This window comes from Klebsiella sp. FDAARGOS_511, assembly GCF_003812845.1.
Lineage (GTDB): Bacteria > Pseudomonadota > Gammaproteobacteria > Enterobacterales > Enterobacteriaceae > Klebsiella > Klebsiella grimontii.
Map to the genome: position 1 here is coordinate 215,662 of NZ_CP033824.1, position 18,047 is coordinate 233,708.

Annotated in this window: 18 protein-coding genes and 1 pseudogene; 12 read left to right on the top strand and 7 right to left on the bottom strand. The window is 56.7% G+C overall.

Going from position 1 to position 18,047, the window contains the following annotated elements; genetic code table 11:
* The first annotated feature begins 121 nt into the window (after positions 1–121).
* From EGY08_RS02000 to EGY08_RS02010, 3 genes are all read left to right on the top strand, one after another.
* Complete coding sequence (locus EGY08_RS02000) at positions 122–511, top strand: DUF4440 domain-containing protein (RefSeq protein WP_211172091.1); 390 nt, start codon at positions 122–124, stop codon at positions 509–511.
* A gap of 69 nt (positions 512–580) precedes the next feature.
* The gene (locus EGY08_RS02005; RefSeq protein WP_004121014.1) at positions 581–1,201 is read left to right on the top strand and encodes a histidine phosphatase family protein; all 621 of its coding nucleotides are present in this window, start codon (positions 581–583) and stop codon (positions 1,199–1,201) included.
* Between the two features lie 268 nt (positions 1,202–1,469).
* A complete protein-coding gene (locus EGY08_RS02010) occupies positions 1,470–1,949 on the top strand; it encodes an RrF2 family transcriptional regulator (RefSeq protein WP_004121015.1) in 480 nt (159 codons plus the stop codon).
* A 64-nt stretch (positions 1,950–2,013) separates the two neighbouring features.
* On the opposite strand, the gene oqxB is transcribed toward EGY08_RS02010, so the two are convergent.
* Positions 2,014–5,166, bottom strand: a complete 3,153-nt coding sequence (gene oqxB / locus EGY08_RS02015) for a multidrug efflux RND transporter permease subunit OqxB (RefSeq protein WP_004121016.1) — start codon at positions 5,164–5,166, stop codon at positions 2,014–2,016.
* A 23-nt stretch (positions 5,167–5,189) separates the two neighbouring features.
* Positions 5,190–6,365, bottom strand: a complete 1,176-nt coding sequence (locus EGY08_RS02020) for an efflux RND transporter periplasmic adaptor subunit (RefSeq protein WP_004121017.1) — start codon at positions 6,363–6,365, stop codon at positions 5,190–5,192.
* 334 nt (positions 6,366–6,699) lie between these two features.
* On the opposite strand from EGY08_RS02020, the gene EGY08_RS02025 reads away from it, so the two are divergent.
* A complete protein-coding gene (locus EGY08_RS02025; RefSeq protein ID WP_004121018.1) occupies positions 6,700–7,095 on the top strand; it encodes a helix-turn-helix domain-containing protein in 396 nt (131 codons plus the stop codon).
* 57 nt (positions 7,096–7,152) lie between these two features.
* Here the strand turns inward: EGY08_RS02025 and EGY08_RS02030 are convergent, their stop codons facing one another.
* Positions 7,153–7,974: an AraC family transcriptional regulator gene (locus tag EGY08_RS02030; RefSeq protein ID WP_004121019.1), complete on the bottom strand. Its 822-nt coding sequence runs from the start codon at positions 7,972–7,974 to the stop codon at positions 7,153–7,155.
* Between the two features lie 77 nt (positions 7,975–8,051).
* Here EGY08_RS02030 and EGY08_RS02035 point away from each other — a divergent pair, with 77 nt between their 5' ends.
* From EGY08_RS02035 to EGY08_RS02065, 8 genes and pseudogenes are all read left to right on the top strand, one after another.
* Positions 8,052–10,091 (top strand): FUSC family protein, encoded by a 2,040-nt coding sequence (locus tag EGY08_RS02035; RefSeq protein ID WP_123828127.1) that lies wholly within the window; start codon positions 8,052–8,054, stop codon positions 10,089–10,091.
* The gene (locus EGY08_RS02040; RefSeq protein ID WP_004121021.1) at positions 10,081–10,296 is read left to right on the top strand and encodes a DUF1656 domain-containing protein; all 216 of its coding nucleotides are present in this window, start codon (positions 10,081–10,083) and stop codon (positions 10,294–10,296) included. Before EGY08_RS02035 ends, EGY08_RS02040 begins: the two co-directional genes overlap by 11 nt.
* Positions 10,293–11,165 (top strand): HlyD family secretion protein, encoded by an 873-nt coding sequence (locus tag EGY08_RS02045; RefSeq protein ID WP_087829520.1) that lies wholly within the window; start codon positions 10,293–10,295, stop codon positions 11,163–11,165. Before EGY08_RS02040 ends, EGY08_RS02045 begins: the two co-directional genes overlap by 4 nt.
* A 162-nt stretch (positions 11,166–11,327) precedes the next feature.
* A complete protein-coding gene (locus EGY08_RS02050; protein ID WP_049114494.1) occupies positions 11,328–12,128 on the top strand; it encodes a hypothetical protein in 801 nt (266 codons plus the stop codon).
* A 440-nt stretch (positions 12,129–12,568) separates the two neighbouring features.
* Positions 12,569–13,138, top strand: coding sequence for an XRE family transcriptional regulator (locus EGY08_RS02055; protein ID WP_004121027.1), 570 nt, complete (start codon positions 12,569–12,571; stop codon positions 13,136–13,138).
* A 442-nt stretch (positions 13,139–13,580) separates the two neighbouring features.
* A complete protein-coding gene (locus EGY08_RS02060; protein WP_004121031.1) occupies positions 13,581–13,943 on the top strand; it encodes a cupin domain-containing protein in 363 nt (120 codons plus the stop codon).
* Between the two features lie 83 nt (positions 13,944–14,026).
* Positions 14,027–14,098, top strand: a pseudogene (locus tag EGY08_RS30960) (hypothetical protein); the annotation flags it as partial.
* Between the two features lie 86 nt (positions 14,099–14,184).
* Positions 14,185–14,721, top strand: coding sequence for a dihydrofolate reductase family protein (locus tag EGY08_RS02065; RefSeq protein WP_123828128.1), 537 nt, complete (start codon positions 14,185–14,187; stop codon positions 14,719–14,721).
* A gap of 217 nt (positions 14,722–14,938) precedes the next feature.
* On the opposite strand, the gene EGY08_RS02070 is transcribed toward EGY08_RS02065, so the two are convergent.
* Genes EGY08_RS02070 through EGY08_RS02085 form a run of 4 tightly spaced genes read right to left on the bottom strand, consistent with a single transcriptional unit; the run spans position 14,939 to position 18,045 of the window.
* Positions 14,939–15,754, bottom strand: coding sequence for a phytanoyl-CoA dioxygenase family protein (locus EGY08_RS02070; protein ID WP_123828129.1), 816 nt, complete (start codon positions 15,752–15,754; stop codon positions 14,939–14,941).
* A gap of 23 nt (positions 15,755–15,777) precedes the next feature.
* Positions 15,778–16,947, bottom strand: a complete 1,170-nt coding sequence (gene argE, locus EGY08_RS02075; protein WP_123828130.1) for an acetylornithine deacetylase — start codon at positions 16,945–16,947, stop codon at positions 15,778–15,780.
* Positions 16,940–17,614 carry a DUF1028 domain-containing protein gene (locus tag EGY08_RS02080; RefSeq protein ID WP_049114498.1) on the bottom strand — a complete coding sequence of 225 codons (675 nt, stop codon included), beginning with the start codon at positions 17,612–17,614 and terminating at the stop codon, positions 16,940–16,942. Before EGY08_RS02080 ends, argE begins: the two co-directional genes overlap by 8 nt.
* Positions 17,611–18,045, bottom strand: coding sequence for a RidA family protein (locus EGY08_RS02085; RefSeq protein WP_004139129.1), 435 nt, complete (start codon positions 18,043–18,045; stop codon positions 17,611–17,613). The genes EGY08_RS02080 and EGY08_RS02085 overlap by 4 nt, the downstream gene beginning before the upstream one ends.
* Positions 18,046–18,047: the final 2 nt, after the last annotated feature.

An 18,047-nucleotide genomic window follows, 5' to 3' on the forward strand; every position in this document is an offset into this window, starting at 1 on the left:
TTTCTGTCAGACCATGATGGCGACGCAGTGAAGCGGGTTATCTGGTCGCCAAATAAGTGATAGCCAGGAGCGGATATTGCTTTCCAGCGATTATTGCCCTAAGAGTTAATGACCGAAGGTTATGAGGACAAACACTGTGCTTCTGGAGACGCTTAAAGGACTCGAATGTTCTCTTCATGGCGACAAGCGCAAAGAGCGGGAATGGCTTGAGCAGATACTTCATGAGGAATTTAGAGAAATAACACGATCGGGTGTGCTAGTTGATCGTGCTGAAACAATAGCGGCACTTTCTACTGAAGAATATGTTCCGCCTCTTCTCAGTCGAGATTTCAGACTTATCAGCGTTAGAGATAATTTCGCAATCTTACACTACAGGACTTTTCATCAAGATGGCAGCCGTGCATCTCTTCGTTCCTCATGCTGGGAAATGTCAGGGAATGGCCAATGGAAAATGGTATTCCATCAGGGTACTCCGGAGTCAAATGGCAAGAAGCGGACACTCTCGCCCTGAGCCTGGCGAAGCATTTCGCTAAAGCAAATAACAAACGGTCGTCACGTTGGATAACGGATCTCAAATACGATGAAAGTGATATGGGTGAGGCACGCAGAAACCGAGTGGAATCAAAAAGGAATTATTCAGGGACATCGCGACAGCGTCGTAACCCACCGCGGTATGCAAGAAACAGCGGCGTTACTGACAGCGCTGACGAAAGAGGCATATCCGATAGAATGTGTTTACAGCTCCCCGCTTGGGCGCGCCTGGCATATGGGGCTGAAGCTGTCTCAAGGTCTTGGCTGCCCGCTAAAAGTTGAAGCATCTCTTAAGGAACAGTCATTTGGTTGCTTTGAAGGGATATCTTTCGAGCACTTCAGGCGAGACAATCCGCATGATGCAGATGCGTTGCTCGCCCGTGATGCAGCGTATTGTCCCCCGGAGGGAGAGTCGTTAGCTCAGGCCACAGGACGCGTGATAAATTTCTTACAACACCTGCAAAATACCAATGAACATCAGATCGTCTGTGTTGTTTCTCACGGGCATGTCAGTCAGGGCGTACTGGCGATACTTAAAGAAGGGACTCTCGATAACTTCTCTCGCTATGCTCACCCCAATGCGAGTTACTCTGTTCTCGATTTTATGGACGGCAAAGGCGCCGCGCTCAGTTGGGGGATGGCTACCCACCTTATTCAACGTCAAAGGTAAACTGCCATTAAGACCACAGCGGTCCTATATGCCCGAGCGGGTATTAGAAGTGATGAACCCATGATTTTGCTGATACATTTTTCATCAATGCCTCACGCCATGGCGTGAGGCGTCAGCTAGCCCCCGATCTCACTCACGCTTTTTTACATAGTGGCTAAAGCGCAGATTGCTTCAAAAAAATTACCGTATTTGGTATATTGTTGTTTATTGCTTACTCACCTCTGCGGTGCCAAAAAGAACAAGATTCACCGCTACCCAGGATAAAAAAATGTTAGATTACCGCTTCCCGACAGCTTTGCAGATGGTTCTCAGCGTAGCAATGGCGGAGCAGTTGGGTGAACGTTCGACGAGTGCGATTCTGGCCTACGGTCTGGAAGCCAACCCGAGCTTTATCCGCAAACTCATGGTTCCTCTCACCCGTGACGGCATCATCGTCTCTACGCTTGGCCGCAACGGCTCTATTCATCTTGGCCGCCCGGCGGAAGAGATCACCCTACGCGATATCTACGTCTCCGTCATCGAAGATAAAAAGCTCTGGGCGTCGCGTCCTGACGTCCCCGCCCGCTGCGTGGTCAGCGCGAATGCGTGCTGGTACTTCAAATCTATCGCCGATGAAGCGGAACAGGCTTCGCTACAGGTACTGGCGCGCCACACCGTGGCAAGTGCGCTGGAAGAAGTGAAAAAAGCCGATACCAGCGGGTGCGATCCGGTGCCTGAACTTATCGCCAAGTATAAAGAAGCCCATTAATTTTCCTTGAGCGCAAAAAAAACCGCCTTCACTGTGAAGACGGTTTTTTGTTATCTGCCGCACCCTACGCCGGCGAAACGTCCTCTACCGGTTTACCGCGCGTCACGAATTTACGCAGCGTCACATAGAACACCGGAGTCAGGAACAGACCAAACAGCGTCACCCCCAGCATCCCGGAGAATACCGTAATCCCGGTGACGCCACGGACTTCCGCGCCCGCGCCGTGGCCGAGGATCAGCGGGATGGTCCCGGCGATAAAGGCGATGGAGGTCATCACGATCGGGCGTAAACGCAGGCGGCACGCTTCCAGCGCCGCTTCCATGATCCCTTTCCCCTGCATTTCCAGCTCGCGGGCAAACTCGACGATCAGAATCGCGTTTTTACAGGCCAGCCCCATCAGCACCACCAGACCCACCTGCACGAACACGTTGTTATCGCCCCCGGTCAGCCAGACGCCAAACAGCGCAGACAGCATCGTCATCGGTACGATAAGGATCACCGCCAGCGGCAGCGTCCAGCTTTCATACAGCGCCGCCAGCACCAAAAACGCCAGTAGTACCGCCACCGGGAAGACGATCAGCGCCGTATTGCCCTGGGTGGCCTGCTGGAAGCTCAGGTCCGTCCATTCAATATTCATCCCGTTCGGCAATATCTGTTTAGACATCTCGTTAAGCTGCGTCATCGCTTGCGAGGAAGAGAGTACGCGAGGGTCGGCGTCGCCAATCAGATCCGCTGCCGGATAACCATTGTAGCGAATCACCGGGTCCGGTCCGTAGGTGGTGCTGATATTTACCATACTGCCGATCGGCACCATTTCGCCCTGATTATTGCGGGTGCGCAAATTGGCAATATCCTCCACGCTTTCGCGGAACGGACCGTCGGCCTGCGCCATGACGCGCCAGGTACGCCCGAACTGGTTAAAGTCATTGACATAAGAGGAGCCCAGATAGGTTTGCAGCGTACCGAACAGATCGGTCAACGACACGCCCTGCGCTTTCGCCTTATCACGATCGACCTGCACATCCAGTTGCGGAACGTTAGCCTGGTAGGTGGAGATCGGGAAATGCATCCCCGGCGTCTGCATAATCGTACCGGACATCGCGTTCACCGCGCTTTGCAGCGCGCCGTAGCCAAGACCTGCCCGGTCCTGAATATAGAGCGAATAGCCGGAGCCCTGACCCAGCCCTAAAATCGGCGGCGGCAAAATCGAGAAGCCAAAGCCCTGCTGGATTTGCGCGATTTTGGCGTTAATCTCGGCGTTAATTTCCGCCGCCGAATGTTTACGCTGGTCGAACGGCTTCAGGCCAAAGAAGACCGTCCCGGTATTCGGCGTATTGGTGAACTGCAGCGCATTCAGCCCCGGGAACGCGACCGCATAGTCCACGCCTTCGGTATTCATCCCGATTTCGCTCATTTTACGGATCACCGCATCGGTGCGCGCCAGCGAAGATCCTTCCGGCATTTTCACGCCGCCGATTAAGTACAGCTTATCCTGAGTCGGAATAAACCCGCCGGGGACGATTTTAAACATGACGCCTGCGGCGCAGAGCAGCAGCAGATACACCGCAAACACCGCCCCGCGTCGTCCGAGCGTTTTACCCACCAGCCCCTGATAGCCGTTCGAGCTGCGATGGAAAAAGCGGTTAAACGGACGGAAGATCCAGCCGAACAGACGATCGATAAGCCGGGTCGGGAAGTCCTTCGGCGCGCCGTGCGGCTTCAATAGCAGCGCGGCCAGCGCCGGAGAGAGCGTCAGCGAGTTGATGGCCGAAATCACCGTGGAAATCGCGATCGTCACCGCAAACTGCTTATAGAACTGACCGGTCACGCCCGAGAGAAACGCCATCGGGACGAACACCGCGCACAGCACCAGCGCAATGGCAATGATCGGCCCGGACACTTCACGCATCGCCTGATGCGCCGCGGCAAGGGGAGCCAGCCCCTCCTCGATATTTCGCTCGACGTTTTCCACCACTACGATGGCGTCATCCACCACGATGCCGATAGCCAGCACCAGCCCGAACAAGCTCAGGGTATTCAACGAGAAGCCCAGCAGGTAGAGAATGCTGAAGGTTCCCACCACCGAGACCGGCACCGCGATCAGCGGAATAATCGACGCGCGCCAGGTTTGCAGGAACAGGATCACCACCAGCACCACCAGCACCACCGCTTCCAGCAGCGTTTGCACGACCGCGCGAATGGAGTCGCGAACAAACACCGTCGGGTCGTAAGGCGCCGCCCATTGCATATCCTGCGGGAAACGCTTCGACAGCTCGTCCATTTTGGCGCGCACCGCGTTCGAGAGATCGATGGCGTTCGCCCCCGGCGACTGGAAGATACCAATTCCGACCGCATCTTTATTGTTCAGCTGAGAACGCAGCGCGTAGCTGCCGGAGCCCATTTCGATACGCGCCACGTCGCGCAGGCGCACCAGCGAGCCGTCCTGCGCCGTTTTGAGAATAATATTGCCAAACTCTTCTTCGGTATGCAGACGCCCCTGGGCATTAATGGAGATCAGGAAATCGCTCTCTTTCGGCAGCGGCTCGGCGCCAAGCTGCCCGGCGGAAACCTGGACGTTTTGCTCCTGCATCGCCGTGACCACATCCGATGCTGTCAGCCCGCGCGCCGCCACTTTATTGGGATCGAGCCAGACGCGCATCGCGTATTCGCCCGAGCCAAAAATCTGAATTTGGCCGACGCCGGGTAGGCGCGCCAGTTCATCCTTCACCTTAAGCGTGGCGTAGTTACGCATATACAGAGAGTCGTATTTACCGCCGGGCGAAAACAGATGCACCACCAGCGTCAGTGTCGGCGACTGCTTCTGGGTGGTGATCCCTAAACGCCGCACATCTTCCGGTAGACGCGCTTCGGCCTGCGATACCCGGTTTTGCACCTGGACCTGCGCCTGATCCGGGTCGGTACCCGGACGGAAGGTGACGGTGGTCACCAGCACGCCGTCGGATCCGGCGACGGATTTCATGTACATCATGTTTTCAACGCCGTTGATCGCCTCTTCCAGCGGCGTCGCCACGGTCTCAGCGATCACTTTCGGGTTGGCGCCGGGATACTCCGCGCGCACCTGCACGCTGGGCGGCACGACGTCAGGATATTCGCTGACCGGCAGCAGCGGGATGGCGATTAATCCGGTGATAAAAATCAGAATCGACAGCACCGCGGCGAAAATTGGCCTGTCGATAAAAAAGCGGGAAAAGTCCATGGGTCGGATTCTCAGATAAGGGATCAGTTAAGGGCGGTGCTGGCGGTCATAGCCACGGTTTTCGCGTTAACCGGCATCCCCGGCATAAACACTTTTTGCAAACCCTCGACGATGACTTTATCGCCAGGCTTCAGCCCCTGCTGCACGATGCGCAAACCGTCCGCCAGACGCCCCGGCGTAATATCACGACGCTGCGCTTTACCCTCTTTATCAACGACATAAACATATTTACGATCCTGATCGGTCAACACCGCTTTGTCATCGATAAGCGTGGCGTTGAACTCCGCGCTGCCCGGCAGGCGGACGCGGGCAAAGAGCCCCGGCGTGAACTGACGCTGGGCGTTATCCAGCAGCGCGCGCATCCGGATCGTGCCGGTACTCGGCGTTAACTGATTATCAAGAAAATCCACTTTCCCCTGATGGGGGTAACCCTCTTCGCCAACAAGGCCAATCTCAACCGGCAGCGCCAGGTGATTGCTCGACGCGCCCTGCCCGCTGCGGGCGAGACTTTGATAGTGAAGGTAGGTCGACTCGTCCACGTCAAAGTAGACGTAAACCGTCTTTTGCGATACCAGCGTGGTCAGGACGCTGGCGCTGTCGCCAGCCGTGACCAGGTTACCGCTGGTGATCAACGCGCGGCTGGCGCGGCCATCGATAGGCGCGGTCACTTTGGTGAAATCCAGGTTAAGCTGCGCGGCGTCGACCGCCGCCTGCGCGGCGCGGATGTCGGCCTGCGCCTGGGTGGCCGCCGCACGGCGCTGCTCCCACTCTTCGCGGGAAACCAGATTGGTATTGACTAATTTATCGGTACGATTAGCCTCGCTTCGCGCCAGGCTGGCCTGGGTTTTGGCTCTCGCCAGCGTCGCCTGCGCCTGTTCCAGCGCGGCGCGATAGGTTCTGTCATCGATAGTGAACAGCACCTCGCCCTTTTTCACCTCCTGGCCGTCGGTGTAATTCACTTTATCAATGTAGCCGGAGACGCGGGGTCGGAGCTGAACGCTTTCCACCGCTTCAATCCGACCGTTGAAGCTATCCCACTGGCTGATGGATTTGACGACCACGTCAGCGGCGCTGACCGCGGGCGCTTGCGGCGCGGCGTTTTGCGCGACTCCCTCATCGCATCCGACGAGGAGCGCGGAGAGTAACATCACGCCCGGCACAGTCAGATGAAAGTTACCCCAGGTTTTTTGCAGGCTCATTATTTTTATTCCGGTATTGGTAGCCGCCGGGCAAGACGCAGCGGAAGACGCCGCGCCACTTCCTTTGTCCGGGCTGGCTTAAGGCCATTTGTGTCGTTCATCGCCACAAAACTGTAACAATTGCAAATACACTATCGCGGCGATTGTAGGAAGGCGCTAAATTTAGTGCAAGAATAATTGTTGCACTTTATGTGCTATTCCTGGCACAGGAAAAAGGCGCGTTTTCACCGGGGATTTAAATGCAACAATAAAACTTGCAATTAACGCAAAAACGGGCCACCTTTAAATGCAACAGATAAAGATGCTTTTTAATACACTGCGTTGAGGAGACAAGATGAACACTGGCGCATTCATTCACGATTTACTCGACTGGATCGACAACAATCTTGATAGCCGGCTTGACATTGGCACCGTCGCCAGGCGAGCCGGCTATTCGAAATGGCATCTGCAGCGGCTATTTAAGGAGCATACCGGTTATCCCCTCGCCGAGTATATTCGGGCGCAAAAGTTACAAAAATCGGTCGAGCGCTTAGCCCACAGCGACGAACCGATTTTGAACGTGGCGATCGCCCTCGGCTTTGACTCCCAGCAGTCCTTCAACCGCAGCTTCAAGCGTCAGTTCGGCCAGGCGCCCGGCGCATGGCGACGCAGTATCGGCTGCGCGCAAACGCAGGGGTTACGCCAGCAATCCGCTCCCCTGTCGGAAAAAGGCTTACGCTCTCAGCGTTGATCCCATTGCAGTCTCTGCCCCGAACAGTTTGGCTGGCGGCATACTGCCAGCTTCACCTCACACCTTATCAAGGCCAGGCGTCACTGCGGGCTCCGCCGTTCTTCGACCGGCAAAATAGTGCGCGGGCGTGCTGCCCATCGTTTTTCTGAACATAGTGATAAACGCGTTTACCGACTCATAGCCCAGATTAGCCGCCACGTTTTGCACCGATACCCCGCTTGCCAGCTCCCGAAGGGCAATAATCAAATGCAGCTGCTGACGCCATCGCCCAAAGGTCAGCCCGGTTTCGCGCAGCATCAGGCGGGCTAATGAGCGCTCGCTGAGCGCCAGCCGTTTCGCCCAGACTTTAAAGGTGCTGCGATCCTCCGGGTGGCTGACCAGCGCATCCGCCATAGCGCGGATCTTAGGGTGCGCCGAAACCGGCAGGCTTAATTTCTGCTGCGGCATGGCGGCAAGTTCATCAAGCGTCACTCTGATCAATCGGCCGACATGGCTCTCCGCCGGATAATCAACCTCCTCAGTCGTTAGGCGGTCGACGAGCTCTTTAATCAGCGGTGAAATCGCCAGGGTGCAGCATTTCTCCGGCAGCGCGGCGGCGCCGGGTTCAATAAACAAATAGTTGAGATGCGCATTCCATGTCGCTTTGGCACTGTGCGGGATCCCGCCGGGGATCCACACCGCGCAGTCTGGCGGCACTATCCAGATATCGTTTTCCGCGCGACAAATCACCGCCCCATAGAGGGCAACGATCAGCTGGCCTTTGCGGTGGGTATGAACCGGCACTTCTGCCGCATAATCAACGAAATCAATATGCCGCGCGACGGCCGGGTTCGACGTGCTATCGGGATCAAACAGGGTATGGGCGAGTCTGGATGGCATTTTATTGGCAACATTTAGGTATTTTTTGACAGAATAGAGTATTTAAGGACCTACGCAAAGCGGGAATAATTCCCGCCATGAGCAAATTATCTTTCCATCACAGCCCTCTTTTGCACGCGATAAGCCGTTGGTCAGGTCGCATGGCCACGCCCGCGCTGCTGAGCGATGCCCATGCCCTGCTCTATTCGATCAGGAGTTTTGCCGCCGCGATGCTCGCGTATTACCTCGCCCTGGCGATTGGCCTTGAACGGCCCTCGTGGGCGATCATCACCGTCTATATCGTGTCGCAAACTTCGGTAGGCGCCTCCCTGAGCAGGAGCCTCTATCGCCTGGCGGGTACCGTGGCCGGCGCGGGGGCCACGGTATTGATTGTGCCCACGTTTGTGAATACGCCGATTTTATGCAGCGTGATGCTGACAGGCTGGATCACCTTCTGCCTCTATTTGTCACTACTTGAACGCACACCCCGCGCCTATGCCTTTGTGCTGGCCGGTTATACCGCAAGTCTGATTGGTTTTCCCGCCGTCGCCGATCCCGGCACGGTGTTTAACATCGCCATCATCCGGGTACAGGAGATCGTGATTGGCATCGCCTGCGCCGCGCTGATCCACCGCTACATTCTGCCTACCCGGATATCAGGATTGTTCAACAGCAAATTAGCGCAAACGCTTGACGCCGCGCGACAGCGGATTGCCGACACGCTGGCAGGCAAGTCCGATGCGCAGTCAGAACCGCTGCACCTGGCGCTGGCGCTGCAGTTCCTGCAGGGTATCAGCCACCACATCCCATATGATTTCGCTCTTTCGGTGCCGGTCCGCCAGGCCAGGAAAGCGCTCCATGACCGGCTGGCGCGGTTAGTCATTGTCAACGGTGAATTACGCGACCGTTTGCAGGCGATCGCGCAGATGCCCGCCGATACGCGGACGCTGCTGGATGACGTTCAGGCCTGGCTGAATTGCGGCGATAGCGGAAAACGCAAAAACACCGCGAAAACGCTGCAACAGAGCAGCGCACAGTTAGCACAGCGATACGCCGCGCAGACGCTGACCTTTGAGGATGCGCTGCAGGTGAATTTCTTACGCTACATCGCTGAGTCGATTGCCCTCCTGCAGCAGTGCGAACGGCTTTCAGAGGCCATCCATCACGCCAGACCCGCGACAATGCAGGCGGAAGACCGTACGGCGAAAGGATATGTATTCCATCGCGATCCCCTCAGTGCCGCCCGAACGGCGCTGGGCGCGTTTGTCATCATCCTGAGCGGCTGTCTGGCATGGATTTATTCCGCCTGGCCGGATGGCGGCACGGCGGTGTCGATTCTGGGGGTTTGCTGCACGCTGTTTGGCAGTTTCGACACCCCGGCCCCGCATATTGTGAAATACATTATCGGCTCGGTCTGGGGCGTAATAATAAGCCTGATCTATAGCTTCGCCCTGCTTCCCCCGATCGGCGATTTCCCCGTGCTGGTGGCGGTACTTGCCCCAGTCTATCTGCTTGCCGGATCGCTGCAGGCGCGCGCCCCCACCACCTTTATGGCGATGGGGATCACCCTGACGCTGCCTGTGCTCTGCGAGTTGGGCGCGCGCTACAGCGGGGACTTCGCCGACGCGGCCAACACCGCTATCGCCCTGTTTTTGGCAACCGGCTTTGCGGTTATCGGCATGAGTCTGCTGCAAACCGTGCAGGCGGACGCGGCGATAAACCGTCTGCTGAAACTGTGCCAACGCGATATTCGTCGCAGCGTGAACGGCGCGTTTAGAGGCGATGAAACGCACTGGACCAATCTGATGATCGACCGGGTCGCCCTGCTGCTGCCACGCTTGCCGCGCAGCGGGCAATCCTCCGCACGGGCGCTCGATCGCCTGGTGCACTTTCTGCGCATAGGTCTCTGCGTGATGCGCCTGCGCCGCTGCGAAACGCCCGCCGGCAGCGATATCCACGAGGTGCTTTATCGTCTTACCCACACAACGGAGACCGAAGCCTTACGCGAGCGCATTGCCGCCATGGCGGACAGCTGCTTGCCCACGACGGATGAACATTCACGCCAGCTTGTCGACAGTCTGGTCGATCTGCACTGTGCGTTACGAGCGCAAAACGAGGAACCGACGCATGATCAATGACATCAATATCGGCGGGGTTTTTATCCCCGGCCTGCTGCTAACCGCACTCATTGCCCTGGTCTGTACGCTGTTACTCGTGCCGCTTTTCTCTGTCAGCAGGCTTTACCGCCGCCTGCCCTTACGCCCGTTGCTTGATGTCTCAACCTATATCGTGACCTTTTTCCTGCTTTTGCAGGGCCTGACCACACTGGGGTTATTCGCATGAAATCTTTATTCTCTTTGCTCGGCCGTTACGCGCTGACGTTAATCGCAGTAGCGGTGGCGGCTTTCGTGGCGTTTATTTTCTGGAAACAGTATGCGCAGACGCCATGGACGCGCGATGGCCGCGTGCGGGCAGATGTGGTGCAGATTGCGCCGGACGTTTCCGGGCCGGTGAGCAGCGTGGCGGTGCGGGATAATCAGTGGGTTAACCGTGGCGATGTACTTTACGCCATCGACCCGCGTTGGCTAAAGCTGGCGGTGCTCAGCGCGCAGGCCGACGTCGAGGCAAAGCGTCATGAGATGGTGATGCGCCAGGATGCGGCCCGGCGACGCGCGCTCATCAAAGGAGTCATTTCCGGCGAGGACATCCAGCAAACAGGCAGCGCAGCGCGCGTCGCGGCGGCCAATTACCAGGGGGCGCAGGCTGCGCTGGAACTGGCGCAGCTGAATTTATCCCATGCGACTGTGCGCGCACCGGTTGCCGGCTACGTCACGCATCTTCGGCTTCGCCCCGGCGACTATGCCACGGCGGGAGAGACCAGGGTCGCCATTGTCGATGCGCACAGTTTCTGGGTGGTGGGCTATTTTGAAGAGACCAAGCTGCATCATATCCGCGTCGGCAGCGCTGCGCACATTTCGCTGATGGGGTTTGACCCGCTCATCACCGGGCATGTGGAAAGTATCGGCCGGGGGATCGACGATAACAATGACGAGACGGGCGGGCTGGGGCTGCCGGATGTCAATCCCACCTTCAGCTGGGTGCGGCTTGCGCAGCGAGTCCCTGTCCGTATCCAGCTAGACAAAATTCCGGAAGGGATTGAGCTGGTGGCGGGATTATCCGCCAGCGTTTCCATCCTGCCTGAAAAGCCCTGACGGCAGGCGTAGCGGAGGATCGGGCTACGTGGCTCAGGCTCTCCCCCCATAGTGGACACGAGACTAAATGAGGAAACGATGCGTCCTTCAAAAATATCTGGCCCGAATATACCGAACTCGATATTCTGTAATGCTTTGTATTTTTTGTGAACAGGAAAAAGTATGCTTAATGCGTTACCCGATTTACATAGAAGTTTTGCAGAGCAAATCAAGCTTAACGTTCAGTCTGACGCCCGGATTCACTCCCTGCTCGCGGGCGGCTCGCTTATTCATGGCGGATTTGATAAATACTCCGATTTGGATTTTGTCATTGTAGTAGACCCTCTCTACTATGATGAAATCATGGCGCAGCGTGTGGCGTTCGCCGAAACACCAGGCAACCTACTGCATGCGTTCACCGGGGAACATGTCGGAGAGCCTCGCCTGCTGATATGCCTGTATGGCCCTGAACTCCTCCATGTCGATCTGAAATTTGTCACCCTGGACATGCTCACTCAACGTGTTGAGGAGCCGGTGGTGTTATTTTCTCGCGATCGCCATGCCCTGGAGCGACAGCTGGCAAAATTTAGTGCCCACTGGCCTGACATGACGCCGGAGTGGTTTGAGTCCCGAGCCTGGATCTGGCTTCATTATGCGGTGGTTAAACTGGGAAGGGGCGAACTTTTCGAAGCGATTGGTATGCTGTCATTCTTCCGTGAGCAAGTGCTGGGACCGATGCTGTACCGTCGCGCCAATCTACCGCAACGTGGGGTTCGCCGCATTGAATGTCACAATATCGATCCTGAAGGCCTGCTGACCTCCACGCTGGCCACGCACGATCGTGACTCCGTCAGCATCGCCATCAGAAAGGCGGTTGATGCTTATATCAATCTGCGCGCTGATGCGCTGCCGGAAAATATCGCGGACGATGCGGCACGACGGGCGCTCCTTGCCATGCTGAAAGTGTATTCGGAAAGGGGTTAAGCGAGACTTCCGGCCACTTACCTGGCCGGAATCTAAAACCATCGTGGAAGATGCCGCCAATACTCAAATCCCAGGACAAACATCGCTATCCGGGAAACTACTCGTGACAACTGGAATTCTCGTCAGAGAGTCTGACACAAATCATTGAAGGCCCGCTTATCGTTCAAAGCAGTCCATCAACATCTGAGCGCTAAAATTTAACTTGAGGTGCAATATTTCCCGTTTTCCAGACGGCCCCCGTGAAGCCTGTAAACCCCAAAGTGGTTCATCTGAATGGATAAATAGAGTATCCAGGCATCGCGGGCGCGTGATAAATTGCTGCCTGTTGATGCAGCTATGATATATCAGGCCGGCGACAGCATTGTTATGTCCTTACCGCAATCACAACTGGGCGGGCATTTATTCATATGAGAAAACCACACTCGGGGAGGGTCGCAATAATGGCTGATTCAGGACACGATAAACCTGCTGCGTTGTCATTAAATATCGGTAATAAAATAAGACGACTGCGGCAGTCACGGGGGGTTTCGTTAAATGACCTGTCTAAATTGTCAGGGGTTTCAAAGGGGGCATTATCCAAACTGGAGTCAGGATCCTCCAGCCCCCGTGTCGATACGCTGGACGCTATCGCCACAGCATTACGTTTACCGGTTGGCGATTTACTGAGCGGCGGCAGCAGGATATATCCCTGTTTTGATAAATATCGTCCCGCGCCGGGCGAATATTCGCAAATGATGAAATTCCGCATCGGCCCCGGCAATACCTCCGAGATATGGTTGCTGCAAATGGAGCCGCAGGTCACCATCCACAGTCCCGGGCATTCAGACGGGTCGCATGAACATATACTGGTTCACAGCGGCACCCTGCATCTGCGCTTTAGTCAGTACGAAGTCATCACATTAGAAGCCGGGGATTTTTACGCTTTCTCCGCGCAGGTTGCGCACACATATAGCTCAAAGGAGACGGCGATTAGCGCAACGGTGGTGATGAGTCACCTCGAGCCAGGTTAACTCCTCCATGTGATTATCTGGCCAGGCGCCCTCTGATAAAATGCCGAAGAGCGGGCATGTGTTCACTTAAAGAAACAAAAACGCTCTCCTGAAAGCCAGGCGGAAAATTCTTTTATAAATAAAATGAAGTAAATTCAGCCGATTGATTTTGTATTGATAAATTATTCCGCCCGTAACCGGGAAACCCATTGTTCTGCATGCGGGCTGACTGTATTGTTATTTCGAACAACAGCACCGGCTTCCCTACGCTGTATTTTTCCGCAATGCGAAGCAGTTGTTAGCGCCAGAAAGCTGGCCATGTTACGGCCAATTTATCTTTGGTCTGCCGGAGTTTTTTTTGCAATGAATATCGACCTTCCGGTGGCGCGCCGCGCTCCCATTGTCGGTTCTTTTTTTATGCCAAATAAATCCATCTGGATTATATATGTGACGGAGAAGATGAGTGCGTAAAGTTAATTTAAAAGAAAGTTTTGCTCTATTCAGCGAATGCTGGAGCCCCAAAATTGTCGGCGAAATTAATAACGAGTATGTCAAACTGGCTAAATTAGCCGGAAAGTTTGACTGGCATCATCATGAACATGAGGATGAGCTTTTTCTTGTTATCAGCGGCCGCTTGCGAATGGGGTTAAGAACGGGCGATATCGTGCTTGAAGCGGGTGAGTTTATCATTGTGCCGAAAGGAACCGAGCATTGTCCTGAAGCGTTAACTGAAGAGTGCTGCGTCGTTTTACTTGAGCCAAAAACGACGCTGAATACGGGCAATATCGTCAATGAACGTACGGTCCATGAGCTGGATAGACTATAGCCGCGCCTCCTGACGTCTCAGAACGTTATCAACGAAGTTTCGTGTGAAATTAACACTCTCATAACATAATTAAAATTAAGCAAATGAAGCAGGTTGGCATTGTGGGTTGGCGAGGAATGGTCGATTCTGTTTTGCTACAGCGAATAATCGAAGAGTGAGGGGGTATTTTATGTCCTTTCGCAGGAAGTAAGTCCATCCTTAAAACCAACGGCATAAATACACGCTGAATACGGAGCTCTTGATGGTCACTACACATGTTTTTATCGCGGTCAGTCTTGATGGTTATATCGCCCGACAGGATGGCGATATCGACTGGCTGTTGCAGCGCGATGACCCGACAGAAGATCATGGCTATGCCGCATTCATCGCGGACAAAGATTGGATCGTTATGGGCCGAGGGAGCTATGAGAAGGCGCTGACTTTTGACCAATGGCCTTACGATCGACCCGTGCTGGTTCTCTCCCGACAGCTATCCGATATCGCCATTCCCGAGGCGCTGAAGGGCAAAGTGCAGCTCTCAAGCCGCACGCCAGGGGAAGTGCTTGCTGACCTGGCGTTGCAAAACGCGCATCGCGTCTATCAGGATGGCGGGCTGGTAATACAGTCGTTCCTGCGCGAAGGTCTGGTCGCCGATATGATTATCACTACCGTTCCTGTCCTGCTCGGTGCGGGAAAACCGCTGTTCGGTTCCCTGACAAGGGATATCGATTTGACGCTGTTATCAAGCCGCAGCTTCCCTTCGGGTCTGGTGCAGTCGCACTATCGGCTGACGTCATAAACTGCATAAATACATAGCGGCGACCAACGCGGAAGCAACAGTACCGCCCTGCCAGCGGTATTGAATGTTACTGATATAATCTCAAAATAGATAAAAGAGGTGACGCATGGGGACTGACAAAGTGCATAAACAAATATCAAGAAGCTTCAATCCCCTCCGTCAGGGGAGTAAACCATTTAGTCGCAAGATGGGCGGGTACTCGCCCGCCCTGCCGCCGCTACCGCGGCCAGACCTGCGGAAACTCATCGGCGATTAGGGGCTCGCCGTCGCGCAGCTTAAGCCCCGGAAACGGCGGCGAGGTCACGCCGCCGCGGTCGGCGAATGTCGCATCATCCCCGACCCAACGGGCAGAAAATACCCGCCGCGCGCGGGCGCTTGAATTGCCCCTGGCGCCGTGCAGCGTGCGGAAATGGAAAGCGACCGCATCGCCCGGCTCCAACGCCCAGCTGACAATATCGTAATCCTCCTGATGGGCATCGATATCCGGCAGCTCTTTAAAACGCGAGTGGGAATAGAGCTTTGAACCGTTAAACCGCGTTGGGCTGAACTCCTCGTCCCAGCGATGGGAACCGCGAATACAGCGCAGCGAAATCGCCTCCGCTACCGGATCGAGCGGGATCCACAGGCTGACATTCTGCCGCCCCTCCACGCAGTAATAGGGCTGATCGTGGTGCCATGGCGTTACCGTACTGCCGCCGGGCTGTTTCACCAGCGTGTGCTCGTGGAAAAACTTCGCCGTCTGCGACCCCATCAGCGCCGCGGCGATCTCCGCCGCCGGCGACTGAAAAACAAAATCGCGAAATTCCGGGATTCGTTGCCAGTTGCAATAGTCCTGAAAGAACGGTGCCGAACCGTCCTCAGGGATCACCGTTCGCGCATGACCATATTCGCTGGGGTTCTCCATCAGCGCGGCGACGCCGCACGACAGGCTCTCGATCCACGGCGTGAACACGCCTTTAAGCAGTACGACGCCGTCGGCCTGCCAGCGGTCGACGGTCTGTTGATCTATGAGCGGGGAGTTCGGGTTTTGCATAGTCGCCATCCTGTGTTGATAAATCAGTGAAGAGAATCGGAGGGATCGGCGCGCATCCAGGCGCAAAGGTTTTCCAGCATCGCCATACAGCGTTCGGTCTGGGGGATGCTGATATATTCGTCCGCTTTGTGGCCCTGCGCCATGCTGCCCGGCCCGCAGATCAGCGTCGCGACGCCTGCCTCGTCAAACAGGCCGCCTTCGGTACCGTAGGCGACGGTGGTGAAATCATCGCAGCCGCACCACTGCGCCAGCCAACGGGCGAACTCTGACTGCGGGTCGCTCAGCAGCCCCGGATAGTGGCTCAGCGTCTGGAAATGAATGTCGCTGCGCTGCGCCACCTTGCGCATCGCCGGAAGCAGCTGCTCGCGGGCATAATCGCCCAGGGCGTCGGTCACGGCCTGCGGGCACGTGCCGGGTAAATAGCGAATTTCAAAGTCGAACCAGCAGGATTGCGGGACGATATTCAGCGCCGCGCCGCCATGGATCGTCCCTACCTGCAGCGTGCCTGACGGCGGCGAGAACCGGTGGTCCTGCTGCCGTGAAAAGCTTTCGCCCAGCCCATCCAGCTGGTAAATCAGCTTCGCCGCATAGCTAATCGCGTTAACCCCTTGCGGGGCGTAGGCCGAATGGCAGGCGTGGCCTTCCACGCGACAGCGCACCGCGAGCTTGCCTTTATGACCATAGACCGGGCGCATGTCGGTCGGCTCGCCGATAATACACAGCGCCGGTTTATCGGCGGAGGCGCGGAGAAAATCCACCAGGCTGCGCACGCCCAGACAGCCGACTTCCTCATCATAAGAGAATGCCAGATGCAGCGGCATCCGCAGCGGCGCGGCCAGAAACGCCTCCAGCGACGCCAGCACGCAGGCGATAAATCCTTTCATATCCGCGCTGCCGCGACCGTAGTAGCGCCCGTCGCGTTCGGTAAGGGCGAACGGCGGCACCGTCCACACCTGACCATCTACCGGCACCACGTCGGTATGGCCGGAGAGCATCACCCCGCCGGGGCCGGTTGGCCCAAGGCGGGCATAGAGGTTTGCCTTGCGCCCTTCGTCGTCATAAAACAGCTGCGACGTTACGCCGCGCGCGCGCAGAAAGTCGCCGATCCAGGCAATCAGCGCCAGATTCGACTCGCGGCTGGTGGTATCAAACGCCAGCAGCGCGCCGAGGATCTCACGCACGCGGTTATTCATCGCCCGGCACCCCGTAGGTCGGCGCTTCGCGCGGGTCAAGGGCACGGGTGATATACGCTTCCATCTGCGGCTCGTAGGCCAGCCACAGCGCTTCCAGCGCTGCTACCGGACGTTCTTCCGCCCAGTCGACGCGTAAATCCACCACCGGCCAGGCGTAATCCTCCACGACTTTAAGCGCCGCCGAGTGCTCCGGCCCGGCTTCCCCGCCCGCATCGATACCCGCCTGCAGAGCCGCAATCAGGCGGCTGGCCAGTTCGCCGGTGGCGGCTTCGAACGCCGCCGTCATGGCGGTAATCACCTGCGGGTTGGCCAGCATATTCCCCGCCGCCACGCAGTTCTCGCCCTGCGCCAGCTGCCAGATGCCGAGCGTATGTTCACCGCTGAACACTGCGCTCTCGCCGCTGGCGTCGATGACCGCCACCTGGCGATAATCGCTAAACCGGTCTTCGCCCAGCGCCTGCTTCAGGGCCTGCTGCGGCGTGAGCCCCGCCTCAAGCCCGGCAAGAATCTGCGGTCCGAGCGCGGGCAGCGTAATGTTCTGGCTGGATACCGCGCCAACACCTGCCAGCAGCCACGGGCAGCGGGCGCCGACGGCAATGCTGGATGAGCTAATCGCAATGCCCAGTTGACCCGACTCCGGGCACAGGGCGGAAATCGAAAGGGTCATGGTGCCTCCTGCGCATGCCAGTCGTCAGGGATCACCGCCGTGACGTCAATTTCCATCAGCCACTGCGGCTGCGCGAGGGCCGACACCACCACGCCGGTCGAAATGGGAAACACGCCTTTGAGCCATTTCCCCACCTCCTGGTACACCGGTTCGCGGTAGCGCGGGTCGATCAGATAGGTCGTCGTTTTCACGATATGCGTCAGATCGCTGCCAGCCTCTTCCAGCAGCTGTTTAACGTTCTTCATCGCCTGTTCCGCCTGGGCGCGCGGGTCGCCCAGGCCGATCAAATTGCCGTCAAAATCGGTACCCACCTGGCCGCGAACGTACACGGTATTTCCCGCGCGCACCGCCTGGCACAGATCGTTATTGAGCGTCTGATTGGGATAGGTCTCTTTGGTGTTAAACATCCGAATACGGGTATGGGTAGGCATAG